Annotated in this window: 19 protein-coding genes and 1 pseudogene; 9 read left to right on the top strand and 11 right to left on the bottom strand. The window is 70.7% G+C overall.

Translation table 11 applies throughout. The features are described 5' to 3' along the window. Both ACWDSL_RS43320 and ACWDSL_RS43315 read right to left on the bottom strand, forming a co-directional pair. Window positions 1-269, bottom strand: a pseudogene (locus ACWDSL_RS43320) (globin domain-containing protein); the annotation flags it as partial. A 333-nt stretch (window positions 270-602) separates the two neighbouring features. Then, window positions 603-1,235 carry an HAD family hydrolase gene (locus ACWDSL_RS43315; protein WP_450493949.1) on the bottom strand — a complete coding sequence of 211 codons (633 nt, stop codon included), beginning with the start codon at window positions 1,233-1,235 and terminating at the stop codon, window positions 603-605. 117 nt (window positions 1,236-1,352) lie between these two features. Between ACWDSL_RS43315 and ACWDSL_RS43310 the strand changes: the two genes are divergently transcribed. Further along, window positions 1,353-1,991, top strand: a complete 639-nt coding sequence (locus ACWDSL_RS43310) for a DUF2269 family protein (RefSeq protein WP_450493947.1) — start codon at window positions 1,353-1,355, stop codon at window positions 1,989-1,991. A 60-nt stretch (window positions 1,992-2,051) separates the two neighbouring features. Here ACWDSL_RS43310 and ACWDSL_RS43305 read toward each other — a convergent pair whose 3' ends face one another. Beyond that, on the bottom strand, window positions 2,052-3,275 hold the full coding sequence (locus ACWDSL_RS43305) for an MFS transporter (protein ID WP_450493946.1): 1,224 nt from the start codon (window positions 3,273-3,275) through the stop codon (window positions 2,052-2,054). 151 nt (window positions 3,276-3,426) lie between these two features. Between ACWDSL_RS43305 and ACWDSL_RS43300 the strand changes: the two genes are divergently transcribed. Both ACWDSL_RS43300 and ACWDSL_RS43295 read left to right on the top strand, forming a co-directional pair. Next, on the top strand, window positions 3,427-3,915 hold the full coding sequence (locus ACWDSL_RS43300) for a MarR family winged helix-turn-helix transcriptional regulator (RefSeq protein WP_450493944.1): 489 nt from the start codon (window positions 3,427-3,429) through the stop codon (window positions 3,913-3,915). A 10-nt stretch (window positions 3,916-3,925) separates the two neighbouring features. Then, a complete protein-coding gene (locus ACWDSL_RS43295) occupies window positions 3,926-4,378 on the top strand; it encodes an N-acetyltransferase family protein (RefSeq protein ID WP_450493942.1) in 453 nt (150 codons plus the stop codon). A gap of 3 nt (window positions 4,379-4,381) precedes the next feature. On the opposite strand, the gene ACWDSL_RS43290 is transcribed toward ACWDSL_RS43295, so the two are convergent. Then, window positions 4,382-5,644 (bottom strand): SGNH/GDSL hydrolase family protein, encoded by a 1,263-nt coding sequence (locus tag ACWDSL_RS43290; protein ID WP_450493940.1) that lies wholly within the window; start codon window positions 5,642-5,644, stop codon window positions 4,382-4,384. A gap of 139 nt (window positions 5,645-5,783) precedes the next feature. Further along, window positions 5,784-7,190, bottom strand: coding sequence for a serine hydrolase domain-containing protein (locus ACWDSL_RS43285; protein ID WP_450493938.1), 1,407 nt, complete (start codon window positions 7,188-7,190; stop codon window positions 5,784-5,786). A gap of 79 nt (window positions 7,191-7,269) precedes the next feature. On the opposite strand from ACWDSL_RS43285, the gene ACWDSL_RS43280 reads away from it, so the two are divergent. Beyond that, window positions 7,270-7,725, top strand: coding sequence for a MerR family transcriptional regulator (locus ACWDSL_RS43280; protein WP_450493936.1), 456 nt, complete (start codon window positions 7,270-7,272; stop codon window positions 7,723-7,725). After that, the gene (gene trxA, locus ACWDSL_RS43275) at window positions 7,722-8,060 is read left to right on the top strand and encodes a thioredoxin (RefSeq protein ID WP_450493934.1); all 339 of its coding nucleotides are present in this window, start codon (window positions 7,722-7,724) and stop codon (window positions 8,058-8,060) included. The genes ACWDSL_RS43280 and trxA overlap by 4 nt, the downstream gene beginning before the upstream one ends. Before the next feature lie 57 nt (window positions 8,061-8,117). Here the strand turns inward: trxA and dnaB are convergent, their stop codons facing one another. Then, entirely contained in the window at window positions 8,118-9,575 is a 1,458-nt protein-coding gene (gene dnaB / locus ACWDSL_RS43270; RefSeq protein WP_450493950.1) for a replicative DNA helicase, read from the bottom strand. Between the two features lie 475 nt (window positions 9,576-10,050). On the opposite strand from dnaB, the gene ACWDSL_RS43265 reads away from it, so the two are divergent. Further along, on the top strand, window positions 10,051-11,391 hold the full coding sequence (locus tag ACWDSL_RS43265; RefSeq protein WP_450493932.1) for an MATE family efflux transporter: 1,341 nt from the start codon (window positions 10,051-10,053) through the stop codon (window positions 11,389-11,391). 188 nt (window positions 11,392-11,579) lie between these two features. On the opposite strand, the gene rplI is transcribed toward ACWDSL_RS43265, so the two are convergent. From rplI to rpsF, 4 genes are all read right to left on the bottom strand, one after another. Next, window positions 11,580-12,026 (bottom strand): 50S ribosomal protein L9, encoded by a 447-nt coding sequence (gene rplI / locus ACWDSL_RS43260; RefSeq protein ID WP_450493930.1) that lies wholly within the window; start codon window positions 12,024-12,026, stop codon window positions 11,580-11,582. An 18-nt stretch (window positions 12,027-12,044) separates the two neighbouring features. After that, window positions 12,045-12,281, bottom strand: coding sequence for a 30S ribosomal protein S18 (gene rpsR / locus ACWDSL_RS43255; protein WP_003978893.1), 237 nt, complete (start codon window positions 12,279-12,281; stop codon window positions 12,045-12,047). A 104-nt stretch (window positions 12,282-12,385) separates the two neighbouring features. Next, window positions 12,386-13,003: a single-stranded DNA-binding protein gene (locus ACWDSL_RS43250; protein ID WP_450493928.1), complete on the bottom strand. Its 618-nt coding sequence runs from the start codon at window positions 13,001-13,003 to the stop codon at window positions 12,386-12,388. An 82-nt stretch (window positions 13,004-13,085) separates the two neighbouring features. Next, window positions 13,086-13,376, bottom strand: a complete 291-nt coding sequence (gene rpsF / locus ACWDSL_RS43245; RefSeq protein ID WP_014177942.1) for a 30S ribosomal protein S6 — start codon at window positions 13,374-13,376, stop codon at window positions 13,086-13,088. 230 nt (window positions 13,377-13,606) lie between these two features. Here rpsF and ACWDSL_RS43240 point away from each other — a divergent pair, with 230 nt between their 5' ends. The 3 genes from ACWDSL_RS43240 to ACWDSL_RS43230 all read left to right on the top strand — a co-directional run bounded on the left by ACWDSL_RS43240 (window position 13,607) and on the right by ACWDSL_RS43230 (window position 16,273). Further along, the gene (locus ACWDSL_RS43240) at window positions 13,607-13,924 is read left to right on the top strand and encodes a hypothetical protein (RefSeq protein ID WP_385630399.1); all 318 of its coding nucleotides are present in this window, start codon (window positions 13,607-13,609) and stop codon (window positions 13,922-13,924) included. A gap of 117 nt (window positions 13,925-14,041) precedes the next feature. Next, window positions 14,042-15,160, top strand: a complete 1,119-nt coding sequence (locus ACWDSL_RS43235) for a lipid II:glycine glycyltransferase FemX (RefSeq protein WP_450493925.1) — start codon at window positions 14,042-14,044, stop codon at window positions 15,158-15,160. Between the two features lie 81 nt (window positions 15,161-15,241). Further along, on the top strand, window positions 15,242-16,273 hold the full coding sequence (locus tag ACWDSL_RS43230) for an alanine racemase (RefSeq protein ID WP_450493923.1): 1,032 nt from the start codon (window positions 15,242-15,244) through the stop codon (window positions 16,271-16,273). Window positions 16,274-16,385: 112 nt separating this feature from the next. Here the strand turns inward: ACWDSL_RS43230 and ACWDSL_RS43225 are convergent, their stop codons facing one another. After that, window positions 16,386-17,870, bottom strand: a complete 1,485-nt coding sequence (locus tag ACWDSL_RS43225) for a glycosyltransferase family 87 protein (protein ID WP_450493921.1) — start codon at window positions 17,868-17,870, stop codon at window positions 16,386-16,388. Between the last annotated feature and the right edge of the window lie 183 nt (window positions 17,871-18,053).

Here is an 18,053-nt window from a genome sequence, read left to right as displayed (position 1 = left end):
GGCGCGGTCTGTGCCGGGGGCGGCGCGGCGTTTACGGGCGGCGCCGGGGGCGGGGGTGGGGGCGGAGGCGGGGTACGGCGGCCGGCGCCCGTGCCGACCGGCCGTATCGGGCTCACCGGGCGGCTTGGCGCCCGCCGACCGTCATCCTGGTCCGTGCCCGGGGAAGCGTCCTCGTCCCGCTTCTTGGGCGGGGTGAACCAGCCCCAGTCGCCACTGTTTCCGCCGGCACCGTCGTTGCCGGCCGACGGCGTGGTGGTCGGAGCGTCCATGGTTGCCTCGCCTCGAACATCTTTCTGTCGGTCTTCGCACTTCCGAAGCCGGAATGTGCCCGCAATTCCCCGCTCTGTTCCACTGGTTGAGATGAGATTGGTCCGGACGGCCCGCCCCGTACTTCTCCATGGGCAGCATGCCATGCTTGTTCGCCGGACAGGACACATAGCCGGAACTCCAGGTAACGGCACCCGTGTTCCGTTAGGCTGGATTGCCCCGATGTGGCCCCGCGACACAGCCGCCGCGCAGAACCCGGACCCGACCCTACCGGGCCCGGATGAATTAACAAGCCCCAAGTCCGGCGACTCCGTTACACCTGGGAACCATCGTAATTACCGGTAGTTACCAGCCAATTCGTAGGCCTCCCGCAGATCACGGCCGGTATAGCCGCACGATGCGATTTCGCTCACATGGTGGTCGGCGTTGACCGCGATCGAGACCGGCACCACGGCGAACAGCTCCGCGTCCGACATCGAATCGCCGTAAGCGACACAGTCCTCCCTGCTCAGACCGAACCTCGCACAGAGTTCATCGGCGATGCGCACCTTCGCCGCCGGAGTGAGGATGCCCTCCGGCTCCAGCGGCTCCCGAAACGGCACGGCCGGCCAGCGCGACCCCCGCGCCGCGTCCGCGCCCCATTCCAGCAGCCGCTCCACGAAGAAGCCGGGAGAGAGCGAAATCACCGCACAGCGCTCGCCACGCCCCCGGATGTCCGCCCACACCTCACGGATCCCCACCAGCCACGGCGCCCCCTCGAACGCCGCCGCCACATGCCGCTCCGTCAGCTCCCCCCACAGCGCACAGGCCCGCTGTGCGAACTGGGCGGTGCTCAGCTCCCCATCCGCGAACGCCCGCTCCAGCTCGGCTATCTCCGGCTCCACCCCGAGCTGACGGGATATCTCGACGGCGGCGGCCGAGCCGTGGATGAGCGTCCCGTCCAGATCGAACAGATGCAGTCTGGTCATGGAAGCTGAGCCTAGGGGCCCTGAGCGGCACGGCGTACGGCGGGCGTACGGCGGGAGTACGCGCGGATACTCCCGCCGTCAGACGCGGTACGGAGCGCTGCGGACGACCGTGGAGGAATGCAGCCGAACCTTTCGCGGCCCGCCCGCAGGGCCCTTCTCGTCGTCCATGTCGTCGTCTCCGTCGGCTGGCTCGGGCTCACCCTCTGTCTGCTCGCGCTGGGCATCGCCGGGGCGGCCTCCGGATCGGCGGACACCGCCGAGGCCGCCTATCGCGCCATGAAGATCTTCGGCGACTGGCTGATCGCGCCGATCAGCCTGGCGTCCCTGCTGAGCGGGGTGGCGCTGTCGCTCGGGACGCCCTGGGGGCTGGCCCGGTACCGCTGGGTGTACATCAAGTTCTGGCTGACGGTGCCCGCGGTCGGCGCGTCCGTCTTTGCGCTGCGGGCCGAGATCGCGTCGGCCGCGGGCGATGCCTCGGCGGGGCGCGCCGTGCCGTCCACCGTCGATCTCGTCATCGCGCCCTCGGTGGCGCTGGGCGTCTATCTGTTCCTCACCGCCATCTCGGTCCTCAAGCCGTGGGGGCTGACGGCGCGCGGCCGTCGGTGGCAGGCCGGACGCCGTTCCTCCGGAGCCGGAGGCGGGGCCGGGGACAAGGCCGGGGACAAGGCCGGGGACAAGGCCGGGGCCGGGGCGCGGTCCGGCCGTCGGGTGGCCGCCCGCTCCCAGGTTCGTTCCCCGGCCCGCCCGCGGGTGTGACGGGCGCGTAGCGCCTCCGTTGAGGGTGGTGGTGGGTGACGGGCGGGCGTGACGAGCGGGTCAGCGTACGGCCGTCGCGTCCTCCCTCGGCTCGTCGGCGGCGGAGAGCCCGCCCGCGGCGACGATCCGCCCGGTGCGCGCGGTGCGCCGTTCGAGGGTGGCCGAGAGGACGGCGGTGCCGAGGGCGGCCGCGGCCATCAGGGCGCCGACCCAGTTGGGCGCGGTGTAGCCCATTCCGGCGGAGATGACGATCCCGCCGAGCCAGGCGGCCAGGGCGTTGCCCAGGTTGAAGGCGCCGATGTTGGCGGCCGAGGCGAGCGTCGGCGCGTCCGGTGCCTGATCCATGACCCGCTTCTGGAGCGGGGCCACGGTCGCGAAGCCGAAGGCTCCGACCAGGACGAGGGTGGCGGCGGCCGCGATCTTGTTGTGGGCGGTGAAGCCGAACGCCGCGAGGACGACGGCGAGTCCGCCGAGGGTGAGGTACAGCATCCGCATCAGCGCCCGGTCGGCGTAGCGCCCGCCGATCAGGTTGCCGCCGACCAGGCCGAGGCCGAAGAGGACGAGCAGCCAGGTCACGGCGGAACCGGAGTAGCCGGCCACGTCCACCATCATCGGCGTGATGTAGGTGATGGCCGCGAAGACCCCGCCGAAGCCGAGCACGGTCATGATCATCGCCAGCCACACCTGTGGATTGCGGAAGGCCGCGAGCTCCTGACCGAGGCGGGCGGCGGCCGGGCCGGGCGTGCTGGGTACGAGGGCGGCGATGCCGGCCAGGCCGAGCACGCCGAGGCCGGCGACGGCGAGGAAGGACGCGCGCCAGCCGAAGGTCTGGCCGATCCAGGTGCCCATGGGTACGCCGATGACGTTGGCGACGGTCAGGCCGGTGAACATGGTGGCGATGGCCTGGGCCCGCTTGTGCGGGGCGACCAGGTCCGCGGCGACCACCGCGCCGATGCCGAAGAAGGCGCCGTGCGCGAAGGAGGCGAGCACCCGCCCGGCGAGCAGCAGAAGGAAGGCGGGGGCGACCGCGGAGAGCAGATTGCCCGCGATGAACAGCCCCATCAGCGTCGTCAGCATCTGCTTACGGGTGAGCCGGGTGCCGAGCAGGGTCAGCAGCGGGGCGCCGACGACGACGCCGAGGGCGTAGCCGGTGGTCGCGTATCCGGCGGTGGGGATGGAGACATGGAACTCGTCCGCCACCTCGGGCAGCAGTCCCATGATCACGAATTCGGTGGTGCCGATACCGAAGGCGCCGATGGCGAGCGCCAGCAGGGCGAGGGGCATGTCGGGGGGTCCTCAGAACGAGCGGACGAGTGAACGATTGCGCAGAAGCTTTGAACGCGTCAACAATAGTTGCAGACGCGCTTTACTTGCAAGCGCCGACTTTTTCGTCGAGTGGACTACCCTGGGGGCACCACACCCAAGGAGGGGACCCATGCCGGATGCGCCGACCGACGCACCGCCCCCCGAGACGCCGCTGCCCGGCGGGCGGGCCCTCGCCCAGGGCTGGTGCGCCCTGTCCTCGCTGCACGGCCGCATCGAGACCCACGTCGAGCGCGCGCTGCAGGCCCGGCACGAGCTGAGCGTCCGCGAGTTCTCGGTGCTCAACGTGCTCAGCGAGCAGCACGACGGCCCGGGCGGGCATCTCCAGATGCGCCAGCTCGCCGACGCCGTCGTCCTCAGCCAGAGCGCCACCACCCGCCTGGTCACCCGACTGGAAGACCGCGGGCTGCTGTCCCGCTACATCTGCCCGGACGACCGCCGCGGCATCTACACCAACGTCACCTCGGCGGGCCGGGAACTGCTCGACCAGGCCCGCCCCACCAACGACGCCGCACTGCGCGGCGCCCTCCAGGACGCCGCCGCGCGGCCCGAGCTGGCCCCGCTGGTCGCGGCCGTCGAAGGGCTGTGGGCCCCCGCGTAGGCTGCCCGCCATGAGCGACTTCGAGATCCGCCGGGCGACCGCCGACGACATACCCGCCATCGTGGCCATGCTGGCCGACGATCCGCTCGGCGCCCGGCGCGAGTCCCCGGACGACCTGGCGCCCTACCAGGCGGCGTTCGAGCGGATCGACCACGACCCGGGCCAGCGTCTGGTCGTCGCCGTACGGGACGGCCGTACCGTCGGCACCCTCCAGCTCACCGTCATCCCCGGCCTGTCCCGGCGCGGCGCCACCCGTTCGATCATCGAGGCCGTCCGGATCCACTCCGACGAGCGCGGCGGTGGGCTCGGCACCCAGCTGATCCAGTGGGCCGTCGACGAGTCGCGCCGCGAGGGCTGCGTACTGGTGCAGCTCACCTCGGACGCGACCCGTACCGACGCCCACCGCTTCTACGAGCGCCTCGGCTTCGAGGCCTCGCATGTGGGATTCAAGCTCGCGCTCTGAGACTCAGAGCGCGTCGAGGTCGATCGCCTCGGCCATCCGCCGGTAGCCCGCGTCGTTGGGGTGCTTGTGGTCCCCGCTGTCGTACGCCGGGTCGAGCGCCAGCGGATCCGACGGCGAGGCCATGACCTCGGCGAAGTCGACCACCCCAGCGAACTCGCCCGAGGTGCGGATCCACTCGTTGATCGCGGCGCGCTTCGCCTCGGCACGCACCGTGTGGTACTCGGCGCCCTTGAAGGGCAGGATCGTCGCGCCCACGACCCGCACCCCCCTGGCGTGGGCCCGCGCGATCAGCTCGCGGTAGCCGGCGATCACCTGCTCCGCCGAGACCTGCGGATCGGGCTTGTAGGTGGGCAGATCCACCTCGCTGAACCCGATGTCGTTGAGCCCCTGCAGCAGGATCACCGACCTGACGCCCGGCTTGTCCAGCACATCGCGCCGGAACCGGGCGCCCGCCCGGTCCCCGTACCAGGGCGAGTCGTGCAGCAGCAGGTTCCCCCCGATACCGGAGTTGAGGACCGGGCGCGGGGTGCCGGCCGCCGCCAGGCGCTCCGCCAGCCGGTCCGGCCAGCGGCTGTTGGCGTCGTAGGACGAGCCGAAGCCGTCGGTGATGGAGTCGCCGAAGGCGACCACGGAGCCGCGCCGTCCGGCGCCCCCGCCGGTCAGCTCCACGTCCGAGAGGTAGTACCAGGAGTGGGTGTACGCGGTGAAGGCCGCGCCCGTACGGTCGCCGCCGTGGTCGCCCTCCGCGCGGTAGCTCTTCGCATACGCCTGGGCGTGGAACGTGGACGGACCGGTCGGCTCCGCGAAGTACAGCGTCACCGTCAGCGATTCGAAGGGCGCCACGCGCACCGGCGCCGCGTCGCTGGCCGTCTCGCCGCCCGCCGGGATCGTCACCGCCCGCCGGTGCCCGAAGGTCAGCCTGCGCACGCTCCCGGCCTCGACCCACGCGCCGCCCGCGGTCCGGGCGACGGTCGCGCCCGCGATGCGCAGCGGCTCGCTGCCGTACAGATTCGACAGCCTGATCCGCGCCGCGGTGCCACCGCCGGTCACCCGCACGACCTGGCGCACGGTCTGCTCGGCGAAGCCCTTGACGGCCCAGTTCTCCTCGAAGCCCTCGCTGGGGCGCTGGACGGGCGCCGCCCACCCGGCCGACCAAACAGCCTCACGCTGGGCACTCGCGGTTCGGGCGGTGGCCGGGCCTGAGGCGACCATGACCGCGGTCAGGGCGAGCAGGGACGCACCGACGCGCAGCGCTGAAGAGCGCATGGCGGATCTCCTTCGGACGTGGCGGACGCGGGGCCGCCGGACGTGTGTACGGAGATCAGCCTGCGGCGGTGCGCGGGGCACACCCAGACCCCGCCGGTGCGTACCACCGCCAGGGTCAGGCAAGAGCGGAGGCCGCGGCTCACGCCCCCGGGCGCCACCCCTGCGGATCCACCCCGCCCGGCACCGCGCCATCGGCCTCGTACGGCTCCCGGGTGAAGACGAAGGTGCCCAGATCGAGGTGGACGTTGTCCGCCCCGCCGTACGGACCGCCGCCCGCGCCCCGCACCACGCGCAGCGTCTCCCCCGCGTAGTAGCCGTCGAGCCCGGTCCAGGTGCCGTCCGGCTCCGCCCGGAACCGCGCGCCGCGGCCCCTCCCGTTCAGCGGGCGCAGTTCGAGCCCCCGCTCGGGGCGCAGTCGCAGCAGGAAGGGGGTGGGGCCCCAGTACCAGGGCCCGGTCAGGGCCACCAGCTCCGGATCGGCCTCGGGCAGCGGGCGCCAGGGCGCGGGCATGGGCGGCTCGTGCTCGGCCGCGATCCGTACGAGGTCGGCCGCGGCGGTGCCGACCATGGGCCCGGAGGTGGCGTTGGCCAGCGCGATCCCGGCCAGCCCGTCCTCCGGGCTCGCCCACAGGGCGGCCAGGAAGCCCGGCATGGAACCGGTGTGGCCGATGAGGACGCGGCCGTCGCGGCGGGTCAGCTGGATGCCGAGGCCATAGCCGGCGTCCCAGTCGGCGTCCTCGGGGGCGACCGCCGGGGCGCGCATCTCGGCCAGCGTCCGGGGGTCCAGGACCCGTTCGTCCCCGTCCATCAGGAAGGCGGCGTACCGGGCCAGGTCGGCCGCCGTCGACCACAGCTGCCCGGCCGGGGCCATCCGGCCGGTGTCCACGGCGGGTTCGGGCAGCAGCACATCCGCCCAGGGGTGCACCGCCCAGCCCTCGGCGTGCGGGGGCTGGGGCAGTGGCGAGGTGCGCGCCATCCCCAGCGGCTCCAGCACCTCACGCCGCAGCACCTCGTCCCAGGGCGCGCCGCGCAGCCGCTCGACGAGCGCGCCCAGCAGCCCGAAGCCGGGGTTGGAGTAGTGGTGGCGGCGGCCGGCGGGGTGGCGCAGCGGGCGCTCCCCGAAGATGTCGGCCGTCTCGGGGCGCAGTTCGCCCGGCGTACGCTCCCACCAGGGGCCGCGGGCCTCCGCCGCCAGGCCCGAGGTGTGCGAGAGCAGCTGGGCGATGGTCGCGTCCCCGGCCTCCGGTACGTCCAGGTGGCGGGAGAGCGGGTCGCCGAGATACAGCAGCCCCTCGTCGCGCAGCCGCATCACCAGCACCGCCACAAAGGTCTTGGTGAGCGACCCGATGCGGTACTGAGTGTTGGCATCGGGCGTGCGCCGTCCCAACTCCCCGCGCGTCCCCACCCACCACAGCTGCCCGTCCCGCACCACCGCGCCCACGAGGGACGGCGCGCGGCCCTCGGTCTGGGCGACGGCGACCCGGCGGAGCAGGGCGCGGCGAGTGGCGGGCAGCGGCTGTGCGGTCTCATCCATGGGCGCGGTCATGCCCGCACCCTATGTGCCGCGCCATGTGCCGCGACCGGCCCTGGCATTGACGTCGGCGTCAAGGTCTACCGTCGTGGCCATGCGGATCGGAGAGCTGGCCGAACGGGCGGGTACGACCACCCGCACGCTGCGCTACTACGAGACGCTCGGGCTGCTGCCCGCGCGCCGCGCGGGCAACGGATACCGGGCGTACGACGAGGACGACCTGCGGCTGCTGCGGCAGATACAGACGCTGCGGGACTTCGGCTTCGGCCTGGAGGAGACCCGGCCGTTCGTGGAGTGTCTGCGCGCCGGGCACCCCGCGGGCGACTCCTGCCCGGCCTCGCTCGCGGTGTACCGCCGCAAGCTGGCCGAGCTGGACGAGTGCATCGCGCATCTGAACGGCGTACGGCAGCAGGTCGGGGCACAGCTCGCCGAGGCGGAGCGGGCGATGGCCTCACTGGATGCCGCGGCGACGGCACCGGGGGGACCCGACCCGCGCTGCGAGCTGGGCCCGTATGACGGAGACGGAGCGACGGAGAGGAGAGCAGGATGACGTCGACTCGGACCAAGGAAGTGGTCACGGTCACGGACGAGACCTTCCAGCGGGAGGTGCTGGAGTCCGGGCTGCCGGTGTTGGTGGAGTTCACGGCCTCGTGGTGCCCGCCGTGCCGGATGATCGCGCCGGTGCTGGCGGAGGTGGCACGGGAGGAGGCACACCGGCTCAAGGTGGTCGAGCTGGACGTGGACGCCAATCCGGGCACCACGACGGCGTACGGCGTGCTGTCCATGCCGACGCTGATGGTGTTCCGGGACGGTGAGCCGGTGCGGTCGATGGTGGGCGCCCGTCCCAAGCGGCGGCTGCTGGAGGAGCTGGCCGACGTGATGTAGCCGCTTGGGGCCACCGGCCCTGAGCGGCCCGGCCCTTTGCGGCCAGGCCCTTTGCGGTCAGGTCTGGGCCATGTCCACGAAGCGCGAGTAGTGCCCCTGGAAGGCGACCGTGATCGTGGCCGTCGGGCCGTTACGGTGCTTGGCCACGATCAGGTCCGCCTCGCCCGCGCGCGGCGACTCCTTCTCGTACGCGTCCTCCCGGTGCAACAGGATGACCATGTCCGCGTCCTGCTCGATGGAACCACTCTCACGCAGGTCCGAGACCATGGGCTTCTTGTCGGTCCGCTGCTCCGGGCCACGGTTCAGCTGCGAGAGCGCGATGACCGGCACTTCCAGCTCCTTGGCCAGCAGCTTGAGGTTTCGCGACATGTCCGAGACCTCCTGCTGGCGGCTCTCGGGGCGCCGCGCGCCGCCGGACTGCATCAGCTGGAGATAGTCGATGACCACCAGTTGCAGATCGCTGCGCTGCTTGAGGCGGCGGCACTTGGCCCGGATCTCCATCATCGACAGGTTCGGGGAGTCGTCGATGTAGAGGGGGGCGGCGGACACATCGGGCATACGGCGGGCCAGCCGCGTCCAGTCCTCGTCCGTCATGCTTCCGGACCGCATATGGTGCAGCGCCACCCGCGCCTCGGCGGACAGCAGACGCATGGCGATCTCGTTGCGCCCCATCTCCAGGGAGAAGATGACGCTGGGCATGTTGTTCTTGATGGAGCAGGCGCGCGAGAAGTCCAGGGCGAGGGTGGACTTGCCCATCGCGGGGCGGGCGGCGATGACGATCATCTGGCCGGGGTGCAGCCCGTTCGTCAGCGCGTCCAGGTCGGTGAAGCCGGTGGGCACGCCGGACATCTGGCCGCTGCGGGAGCCGATGGCCTCGATCTCGTCGAGCGCGCCCTCCATGATGTCGCCGAGCGGCAGATAGTCCTCGCTGGTGCGCTGCTCGGTGACGGCGTAGATCTCCGCCTGGGCGTTGTTGACGATCTCATCCACATCGCCGTCCGCCGCGTATCCCATCTGGGTGATGCGGGTCCCGGCCTCGACCAGGCGGCGCAGCACCGCCCGCTCATGGACGATCTCGGCGTAGTACTCGGCGTTGGCGGCGGTGGGGACCGACTGGACGAGGGTGTGGAGATACGAGGCGCCGCCGACGCGGGCGATCTCGCCGCGCTTGGTGAGCTCGGCGCCGACCGTGATCGGGTCGGCCGGCTCGCCCTTGGCGTAGAGGTCGAGAATGGCCTGGTAGACCGTCTCATGGGCGGGGCGGTAGAAGTCGTTGCCCTTGAGGACCTCGACGACATCGGCGATGGCGTCCTTGGACAGCAGCATGCCGCCAAGGACCGACTGCTCGGCGTCCAGGTCCTGCGGCGGAACGCGCTCGAAGCCCGCCCCCTCCCAGGCGCCCGACTCCCGGCCGCGCTCATGCTGTTCATCACGGCCGCGGCCGCCTTCGCCACCACGGAACCGGGGAGAAGGGAACCGGTCGACCGGGCCGGAGTCCGCCCAGGGGTCGTCCATGGGCTCGGGCGTGCTCACCCCGCCACCTCCTCCCGTCCGCGGTGCGGACCTCACCGCGCGTCTCTTTCTTACGCCACGGCTATGACAAACAGGGCGCCCAACTTCCGGTTCCGGCGCAGCGGGTTCGGTGGAATCCAGGCCGGAACGGGCGGCGGGCGCCGGACCACGGTAGGCCCCTCTCCCCCCTCAGCCAACTTGGTTATCCACAGGGTGTGTGGATGACGGGGGCCATCCTGTGGAGAAGTCCCGCGATCCTGTGCACGGGTCGGGGGACAGCGCTGTGGACAAACACACAATCACCCCAGACTCAGGGCCCTGACCTGCAATTTCTTCATCCAGGGGCTGTGCAGGAGAAAAACTTCTCCACCTGGATCAAGATCACGACAAACGGCGCAGAGAAGATCGCCCCACCACCTCACATGTAAGGGATGAGATTGGGTTGTGTCTCTTACCTGTGGAAGATTAGATTGCCCTCATGACTCTGGCCCCCGCGACCGAGCGGAAGACCGCCCGGCGACACGATCGCGAGATCGTCGCGCTCGCACTCCCCGCCTTCGGCGCACTGGTGGCGGAACCCCTCTTCGTGATGGTCGACAGCGCCATCGTCGGCCACCTCGGCACCCCGCAGCTCGCCGGGCTCGGCGTCGCCGCCGCCCTTCTCACCACCACCGTCAACATCTTCATCTTTCTCGCCTATGCCACCACGGCGGCCGTGGCCCGCCGCGTCGGCGCAGGCGATCTGGCCGGAGCGCTCCGCCAGGGTATTGACGGCATCTGGCTCGCCCTCCTCCTCGGCGGCGCCGTCATCGCCGTCACCCTGCCCACCGCCCCGGGGCTCGTCGACCTCTTCGGCGCATCGGGCACCGCGACCCCCCATGCCATCACCTATCTGCGCATCAGCTCGCTCGGCATCCCCGCGATGCTGGTCGTGCTCGCCGCCACGGGTGTGCTCCGCGGCCTCCAGGACACCCGGACCCCGCTGTACGTCGCCATCGGCGGTTTCCTGGCCAACGGCGCCCTGAACGCCGCCTTGGTCTACGGCGCCGGCCTCGGCATCGCGGGCTCCGCCTGGGGCACCGTGATCGCCCAGTGCGCCATGGCCGCCGTCTATCTCGCCGTGGTCGTCCGGGGCGCCAGGCGCCATGGCGCCATGCTGCGCCCGGACCTGGCCGGGATACGAGCCTGCGCCCAGGCGGGGGTGCCGCTGCTGGTGCGCACCCTGGCCCTGCGCGCCGTCACGCTGATCGTGACCGTGATGGCGGCCCGCCTCGGCGACGACGAGATCGCCGCCCATCAGGTCGTGCTCTCCCTGTGGAACCTGCTGGCGTTCGCCCTGGACGCCATCGCGATCGCCGGCCAGGCGATCATCGGACGCTATCTGGGGGCGGGCGACGCCGAGGGCGCGCGCGCCGCCTGTCGCCGGATGGTCCAGTGGGGCATCGCCTCCGGGGTGGTGCTCGGGCTGCTGGTCATCGCGGCCCGCCCGCTGTTCATCCCGCTGTTCACCTCGGACCCGGCGGTACGGGACACCCTGCTGCCCGCCCTGCTGGTGACGGCCGTCATCCAGCCGGTGTCCGGGGTCGTCTTCGTCCTGGATGGGGTGCTGATGGGTGCGGGGGACGGTGCCTATCTGGCTGGGGCGATGATCGTCACCCTGGCAGTCTTCGCCCCGGTCGCGCTGCTGGTGCCCTCGCTCGGCGGTGGCCTCACGGCCCTGTGGTGGACCATGGCGCTGATGATGACGGTCCGGCTGGTCACCCTGTGGCTGCGCACCCGCTCGGGCCGCTGGATCGTCACCGGCGCGGTACGCGGCTAGGCCGCCGACCGCAGAGATCGTTGCAGAGACCGGGCAGATGCGGGCAGATGACTGAGGGCCGCGACCCCGGCGTGGGTCACGGCCCTCAGTCGTGCTGTACAGCGAGCTCCCCCCAGCTACCGCTGGAGGTGCCCCGCCAGCGATGGCTGGGAGGGGCTACCTCCCAGCGGTAGCTGGGGGAACATCCGTCAGGCGGCGACGACCTCGACGCCCACCTTGGCGGCAACCTCGGCGTGCAGACGCACCGACACCTGGTGAGCACCCAGGGTCTTGATCGGGGAGGCCACCTCGATCCGGCGCTTGTCCACCTCGGGGCCACCCGCGTCCTTGATCGCCGAAGCGATGTCGGCCGGGGTGACGGAGCCGAACAGACGGCCGGCGTCACCGGCGCGGGTCTTCAGGCGCACCTTGACGCCCTCGAGCTGCGACTTGACCTCGTTGGCCTGCTCGATCGTGGCGATCTCGCGGATGCGACGACCGCGGCGGATCTGCTCGACGTCCTTCTCGCCACCCTTGGTCCAGCGAAGCGCCAGACCACGGGGGACCAGGTAGTTACGGGCGTAACCGTCCTTGACGTCCACGACGTCGCCGGCGGTGCCGAGGCCGGAGACCTCGTGGGTGAGGATGATCTTCATGACTCGGTCACCCTTCCCTTATCGCGCGGTGGAGGTGTAGGGCAGCAGCGCCATCTCACGGCTGTTCTTCACGGCCGTGGCGACGTCACGCTGGTGCTGGGTGCAGTTGCCGGTAACCCGGCGGGCACGGATCTTGCCGCGGTCGGAAATGAACTTCCGCAGCAGGTTCGTGTCCTTGTAGTCGACGTAGGAGATCTTCTCCTTGCAGAACACGCAAACCTTCTTCTTAGGCTTGCGAGCAGGCGGCTTCGCCATTGTCTCTCTCCAGTGTGATCAAGAAGTTTGTGCTGGTCGCCCTGACCAGACCGGGCACCGTTTCACGTGAAACAGCGGTTTCACGTGAAACAGCGCATACGGGCCTAGAAGGGCGGCTCGTCCGAGTAGCCGCCGCCGGAGTTGCCGGAGCCGCCGCCGGAGCCGCCGCCCCAGCCACCGCCACCGCCGCCGCCCTGCTGGCCACCGGCAGGAGCGCTGGTCGCCCACGGGTCGTCGGCCGGAGCACCGCCGCCGCCCTGCTGGCCACCGCCGGGGCCGCCGCCGGAGCCACCGCCCCAGCCGCCACCACCGCCGCCGCCCTGCTGGCCACCGCCGTATCCACCCTGGCCGCCGCGGCCGGTGGTCTTGGTGACCTTCGCCGTGGCGTTACGCAGGCTGGCGCCGACCTCTTCGACATCCAGCTCATAGACCGTGCGCTTGACCCCTTCGCGATCCTCGTAGGACCGCTGCTTCAGCCGGCCCTGCACGATGACGCGCATACCACGCTGGAGCGACTCGGCGACGTTCTCCGCGGCCTGACGCCACACCGAGCACGTGAGGAAGAGGCTCTCGCCGTCCTTCCACTCGTTGGTCTGCCGGTCGAACGTACGGGGAGTCGACGCGACACGGAACTTCGCGACCGCCGCACCGGACGGGGTGAAGCGCAGCTCGGGGTCGTCGACGAGATTGCCGACGACCGTGATGACGGTCTCGCCTGCCATTGGGGGAACCTCTCGGCGGGTACTGCTGGGCTGCTTGCTACTCGTTGCGATTCGGCCCGATGGCCGCTGAACGCTTACGCGGTCAGTGGGTCTCGGGACGGAGGACCTTGGTCCGGAGGACCGACTCGTTCAGGTTCAGCTGGCGGTCGAGCTCCTTGACGACCGCGGGCTCGGCCTGCAGGTCGATGACCGAGTAGATGCCCTCGGGCTTCTTGTTGATCTCGTACGAGAGACGACGACGGCCCCAGGTGTCGACCTTCTCGACCTTGCCGTTGCCCTCACGGACGACGGAAAGGAAGTTCTCGATCAGCGGGGAGACAGCGCGCTCCTCGAGATCGGGGTCGAGGATGACCATCACCTCGTAGTGACGCATGTGGAACCCACCTCCTTTGGACTCAGCGGCCACGGTCGATCCGTGGCAGGAGGGTCGTGATGCGTACCGCTTCGGCGTCTGTGCAGACACCACCGCGGACGGTACACACTACCCGCCGACCGCCGCCGGGTTGAAATCCGGCCGCCTGCCGCCGCAATCTGTACACATCGGGTGTGAGCGGCGTTACAGTTTTCGCCGCTTTGCCATATGCGCCTATATGGAGGTGCCCCATGGCACAGGCAGCACGACCGCACCACGGACTCCTCTCCTTCCTCGACACCGACGGCAAGCCCCATCCCGTCGAGAACTCCTTCGCCGCGGCGACCCTGCTGATCGGCGTGATCGCGTTCATCACCGCTCATTTCCCCCACCTCCACCTGGTCAGCTCGTGGATGGGCCTGGCCGGCATCATCACCGGGCTGTGGGGACAGTTGATCTCCGCAACCACCGGGGAGCGCTTCCTGCTGATCATCGGGCTCGGCGCAGCAGGCGTCGGTTTCTATCTCGGTATGGCACACGGCGGCCTCTTCGGCGGTGTGCTGGGCTGAGCTCAGGCCCGGTCCCGTGCCCCCGGGCCCAAACGGGGCGCTCCCTTGTCGCAGTAGGCTTCGGCGCGAGAGCCGGAGCCCCGACCATGGGGACAAAGCTGCCGAGGAGCGCCCCGCATGAGCCTGACCCTGAGGACGATCAGCCGAGAGCAGCATCTGGCGTACATCCAGAGCCTGCCCGCGGCCAGCCACATGCAGGTCCCGGCATGGGCGGACGTCAAGACGGAGTGGCGCTCGGAGAGCCTCGGCTGGTTCGACGCCGGCGGCCAGCTGGTCGGCGTCGGCCTCGTCCTCTATCGGCAGCTGCCCAAGATCAAGCGCTATCTCGCCTATCTGCCCGAGGGCCCGGTCATCAACTGGTACTCGCCGCACCTCGAGGACTGGCTGCGCCCGATGCTCGCGCACCTCAAGCAGCAGGGCGCCTTCTCGGTGAAGATGGGCCCGCCGGTCATCATCCGCCGCTGGGACGCCGCCGCGATCAAGTCCGGCATCCAGAACCCGGATGTCAAGCGGCTGCGCGATATCGAGGCCACCTTCATCGAGCCGCGGGCCTTCGAGGTCTCCGACCGGCTGCGCCGCATGGGCTGGCAGCAGGGCGAGGACGGCGGGGCCGGCTTCGGTGACGTCCAGCCCCGGTACGTCTTCCAGGTGCCCCTGGAGAACCGGTCCCTGGAAGATGTCCACAAGGGCTTCAACCAGCTGTGGCGGCGCAACATCAAGAAGGCCGAGAAGGCCGGCGTCGAGGTCGTCCAGGGCGAGTACGAGCATCTGGCGGAGTGGCAGCGGCTGTACGAGATCACCGCGGAGCGCGACCACTTCCGTCCCCGCCCGCTCAGCTACTTCCAGCGCATGTGGCAGGCCCTCAACAGCGAGGACCCCAACCGGATGCGGCTGTACTTCGCCATTCACGAGGGCGAGGCCGTCGCCGCCGCCACCATGCTGATCGTCGGCGGCCACGTCTGGTACTCCTACGGCGCCTCCGCCAACCACAAGCGCGAGGTCCGGCCCTCGAACGCGATGCAGTGGCGCATGCTGCGCGACTCCTACGCGCTGGGCGCCACCGTCTACGACCTGCGGGGCATCAGCGACTCGCTGGACGAGAACGACCACCTGTTCGGCCTCATCCAGTTCAAGGTGGGCACCGGCGGCCAGGCGGCCGAATACCTCGGCGAGTGGGACTTCCCCCTCAACAAGCTCCTGCACAAGGCGCTGGACATCTACATGTCGCGACGCTGACTTTCCCGTTTTCTCGACTCTCCACCTACGCTGCATACCTCCAATACACCGCGGCCACGAGAAAGGTTCCGGGACCGGCCAATGGCGCTCACCCTCTACGTCGACACCGCGCGCTGGCGGGCGCACCAGCACATGGTGATCCAGCAGTTCCCCGGCATAGTCCCGGTCTGCAAAGGCAACGGGTACGGCTTCGGCCATGAGCGGCTGGCCGAGGAAGCCAGCCGCATCGGCTCCGACATCCTCGCGGTCGGGACCACGTACGAGGCCGCCCGGATGAAGGATTACTTCAGCGGTGACCTGCTGGTGCTCACCCCCTTCCGCCGGGGCGAGGAGCCCGTACCGCTGCCGGACCGGGTGATCCGCTCGGTCTCGTCGGTCGACGGGGTGTACGGCCTGGTGAACGCGCGCGTGGTCATCGAGGTCATGAGCAGTATGAAGCGCCATGGCGTCTCGGAGGCGGACCTTCCGAAGCTGCACGCCGCGATAGAGAACGTCCGGCTGGAGGGCTTCGCCATCCACCTCCCCCTGGACCGCACCGACGGACTGGACGGGGTCGAGGAGGTCATCGCCTGGATGGACCGGCTGCGCGCCGCCCGGCTGCCGCTGCACACCATGTTCGTCAGCCACCTCAGGTCCGAGGAACTGGCCCGTCTGCAGCAGCAGTTCCCGCAGACCCGGTTCCGCGCCCGCATCGGCACCCGGCTGTGGCTCGGCGACCACGACTCGACCCAGTACCGGGGCGCGGTGCTCGACGTCACCCGGGTCGCCAAGGGCGACCGCTTCGGCTACCGCCAGCAGAAGACGGCCTCCGACGGTTATCTGGTGGTCGTGGCGGGCGGCACCTCCCACGGCGTCGGGCTGGAGGCCCCCAAGGCCCTGCACGGCATGATGCCGCGGGCCAAGGGCGTCGCCCGCGCCGGGCTCGCGACCGTCAACCGCAATCTCTCGCCGTTCGTGTGGGCGGGCAAGCAGCGGTGGTTCGCCGAGCCGCCGCATATGCAGGTGTCCATCCTGTTCGTACCGGGCGATGTAGCGCCCCCGCAGGTGGGCGACGAGCTGGTGGCCCACCTGCGGCACACCACGACCCAGTTCGACCGGCTGGTCGACCGCTGAGCCACCCGGCACAGCCCGCGCACACAGCACAGGCCACAACGGTCAGGGCCCGAAGCCACGCGACGATCGCGGCTTCGGGCCCTTCGTGGTTCTCGTCCCGTCCGGCGGGAGCTCACTCGCGTCTGACGCCCCACTCCACCCGCGCCGACCCCTCGTACGCCGCCGCATGCCGCGCCTCCCCCAGGACGAACGCGTCCGGGGCCCGGTCCAGCACGCCGCCCGACGGGTCGTCCGACCCGTCCCGGCGCACCACGTCCCGCTCGGGCACCAGCGCATCCCGCACGACCAGGGCGCACAGGTACAGCGTCCCCAGCACATGGGCGATCACCGCCAGTTGGTACCCCTCAGGCGGCAGCCCACGGTGCTGGTCGCCGCTGCCCGTGTACGCGAGGTACATCCAGATCCCGAGGAAATACAGCACCTCGCACGCCTGCCACACCAGGAAGTCGCGCCACCGCGGCCGGGCCAGGGCCGCCAGCGGGATCAGCCACAGCACGTACTGCGGCGAGTAGACCTTGTTGGTGATCACGAAGGCGGCGACGATCAGGAACGCGATCTGCGCCAGGCGCGGACGCCGCGGCGCGCACAGGACGAGCGCCGCGATGCCGGCGCAGGCCAGCACCATCAGCAGCGTGGCGTACACATTGACGTTGTCGAGCGGGTCCCCGGTGCGCTGGGAGACGACCAGCCAGATGGAGCCGAAGTCGACGGGCCGGTCCCGGCTGAAGGTGTAGAAGGTGAGCCAGCCCTCGCGGATGTGCAGCCCCCCGCGGCTGCTGATCATCACCGGCACGTTCACGACGAGCCAGGCCCCCAGCGCCCCGCCCAGCGCCGTCCCGAAGGCGCGCAGCCGGCCGGCCCGCAGGCACAGCACCAGCAGCGCCCCGAGCAGCAGCACCGGATAGAACTTCGCGGCCGTCGCCAGCCCCAGCAGGATGCCCGCCGCCAGCGGACGGCTGCGCGACCACATCAGGACGCCGGCGGACGTGAGCGCGACCGCGAAGAGATCCCAGTTGACGGTCGCGGTGAGCGCGAAGGCGGGGGCGAGGGCGACCAGCAGGGCGTCCCAGGGGCGGCGGCGGTGCGTACGAGAGACACAGACGGCGACGACCACGGCGCACACCATGAGCATGCCCGCGTTGACCATCCAGTAGATCTGCTCCTGGTGCTGGAGGGATCCGCCGTGCGGGGTGAGCCGGGCGGCGACCTCCATGAAGAGACCGGTGAGGACCGGATACTCCAGGTAGTCCATCCCGTCCGCGGCGCCCGGTATGCGGTCGAAGTACGGAACGACGTTCTCCGCGAAGCCGCGGCCCGCATACAGGTGCGGCATATCGGAGTAGCAGGCGTGGGTGTACTGGGCAGTGGCTTCGAAGAACCAGCCGCCGTTGTAACAGGGCACCTTCTGCACCATGCCGAGGGCAAACATCCCAATGGCGACGAGCGCGATGATCCGCACCGGCGTCCACCAGCTGACCCCGAGCAGCGCCCGGCGCCCGGCCGGCCCGCCGATCAGCTCGCTGCCGGCCGCCGCCACCGCGTCTTCGGCGGTCGGCCGTACGGGCTCGGCCCCCGGATCCCTGCGCACGCTCGTCATGGACCCATCCTGCCGTACGAGCCGGGCGAAGGCCGTGAGGCCCGCCCCCAGAGCCCCGGACGGCAAAGGGGCCCAAGAAGGCCGGGGGAGGGCCGGAGAGGGCCCTGGAGGCTCTGAGAAGGCCCATGCGAGCCAAGACCCGGAGAACACGGCGGCGGCCGCGCCGGAGCGAGTGACGCTCCG

This window comes from Streptomyces sp. NPDC000941, from assembly GCF_053599555.1.
Note: the sequence above shows the minus strand (reverse complement) of the source record. Positions and strands in the feature narration are given on the sequence as shown.

Bases quoted from the DNA above. Each gene is read 5' to 3' on its own strand.
- ACWDSL_RS43315 (WP_450493949.1), bottom strand. From the start codon at position 1,235: ATGACCAGACTGCATCTGTTCGATCTGGACGGGACGCTCATCCACGGC.
- ACWDSL_RS43310 (WP_450493947.1), top strand. From the start codon at position 1,353: ATGCAGCCGAACCTTTCGCGGCCCGCCCGCAGGGCCCTTCTCGTCGTC.
- ACWDSL_RS43305 (WP_450493946.1), bottom strand. From the start codon at position 3,275: ATGCCCCTCGCCCTGCTGGCGCTCGCCATCGGCGCCTTCGGTATCGGC.
- ACWDSL_RS43300 (WP_450493944.1), top strand. From the start codon at position 3,427: ATGCCGGATGCGCCGACCGACGCACCGCCCCCCGAGACGCCGCTGCCC.
- ACWDSL_RS43295 (WP_450493942.1), top strand. From the start codon at position 3,926: ATGAGCGACTTCGAGATCCGCCGGGCGACCGCCGACGACATACCCGCC.
- ACWDSL_RS43290 (WP_450493940.1), bottom strand. From the start codon at position 5,644: ATGCGCTCTTCAGCGCTGCGCGTCGGTGCGTCCCTGCTCGCCCTGACC.
- ACWDSL_RS43285 (WP_450493938.1), bottom strand. From the start codon at position 7,190: ATGACCGCGCCCATGGATGAGACCGCACAGCCGCTGCCCGCCACTCGC.
- ACWDSL_RS43280 (WP_450493936.1), top strand. From the start codon at position 7,270: ATGCGGATCGGAGAGCTGGCCGAACGGGCGGGTACGACCACCCGCACG.
- trxA (WP_450493934.1), top strand. From the start codon at position 7,722: ATGACGTCGACTCGGACCAAGGAAGTGGTCACGGTCACGGACGAGACC.
- dnaB (WP_450493950.1), bottom strand. From the start codon at position 9,575: ATGGACGACCCCTGGGCGGACTCCGGCCCGGTCGACCGGTTCCCTTCT.
- ACWDSL_RS43265 (WP_450493932.1), top strand. From the start codon at position 10,051: ATGACTCTGGCCCCCGCGACCGAGCGGAAGACCGCCCGGCGACACGAT.
- rplI (WP_450493930.1), bottom strand. From the start codon at position 12,026: ATGAAGATCATCCTCACCCACGAGGTCTCCGGCCTCGGCACCGCCGGC.
- rpsR (WP_003978893.1), bottom strand. From the start codon at position 12,281: ATGGCGAAGCCGCCTGCTCGCAAGCCTAAGAAGAAGGTTTGCGTGTTC.
- ACWDSL_RS43250 (WP_450493928.1), bottom strand. From the start codon at position 13,003: ATGGCAGGCGAGACCGTCATCACGGTCGTCGGCAATCTCGTCGACGAC.
- rpsF (WP_014177942.1), bottom strand. From the start codon at position 13,376: ATGCGTCACTACGAGGTGATGGTCATCCTCGACCCCGATCTCGAGGAG.
- ACWDSL_RS43240 (WP_385630399.1), top strand. From the start codon at position 13,607: ATGGCACAGGCAGCACGACCGCACCACGGACTCCTCTCCTTCCTCGAC.
- ACWDSL_RS43235 (WP_450493925.1), top strand. From the start codon at position 14,042: ATGAGCCTGACCCTGAGGACGATCAGCCGAGAGCAGCATCTGGCGTAC.
- ACWDSL_RS43230 (WP_450493923.1), top strand. From the start codon at position 15,242: ATGGCGCTCACCCTCTACGTCGACACCGCGCGCTGGCGGGCGCACCAG.
- ACWDSL_RS43225 (WP_450493921.1), bottom strand. From the start codon at position 17,870: ATGACGAGCGTGCGCAGGGATCCGGGGGCCGAGCCCGTACGGCCGACC.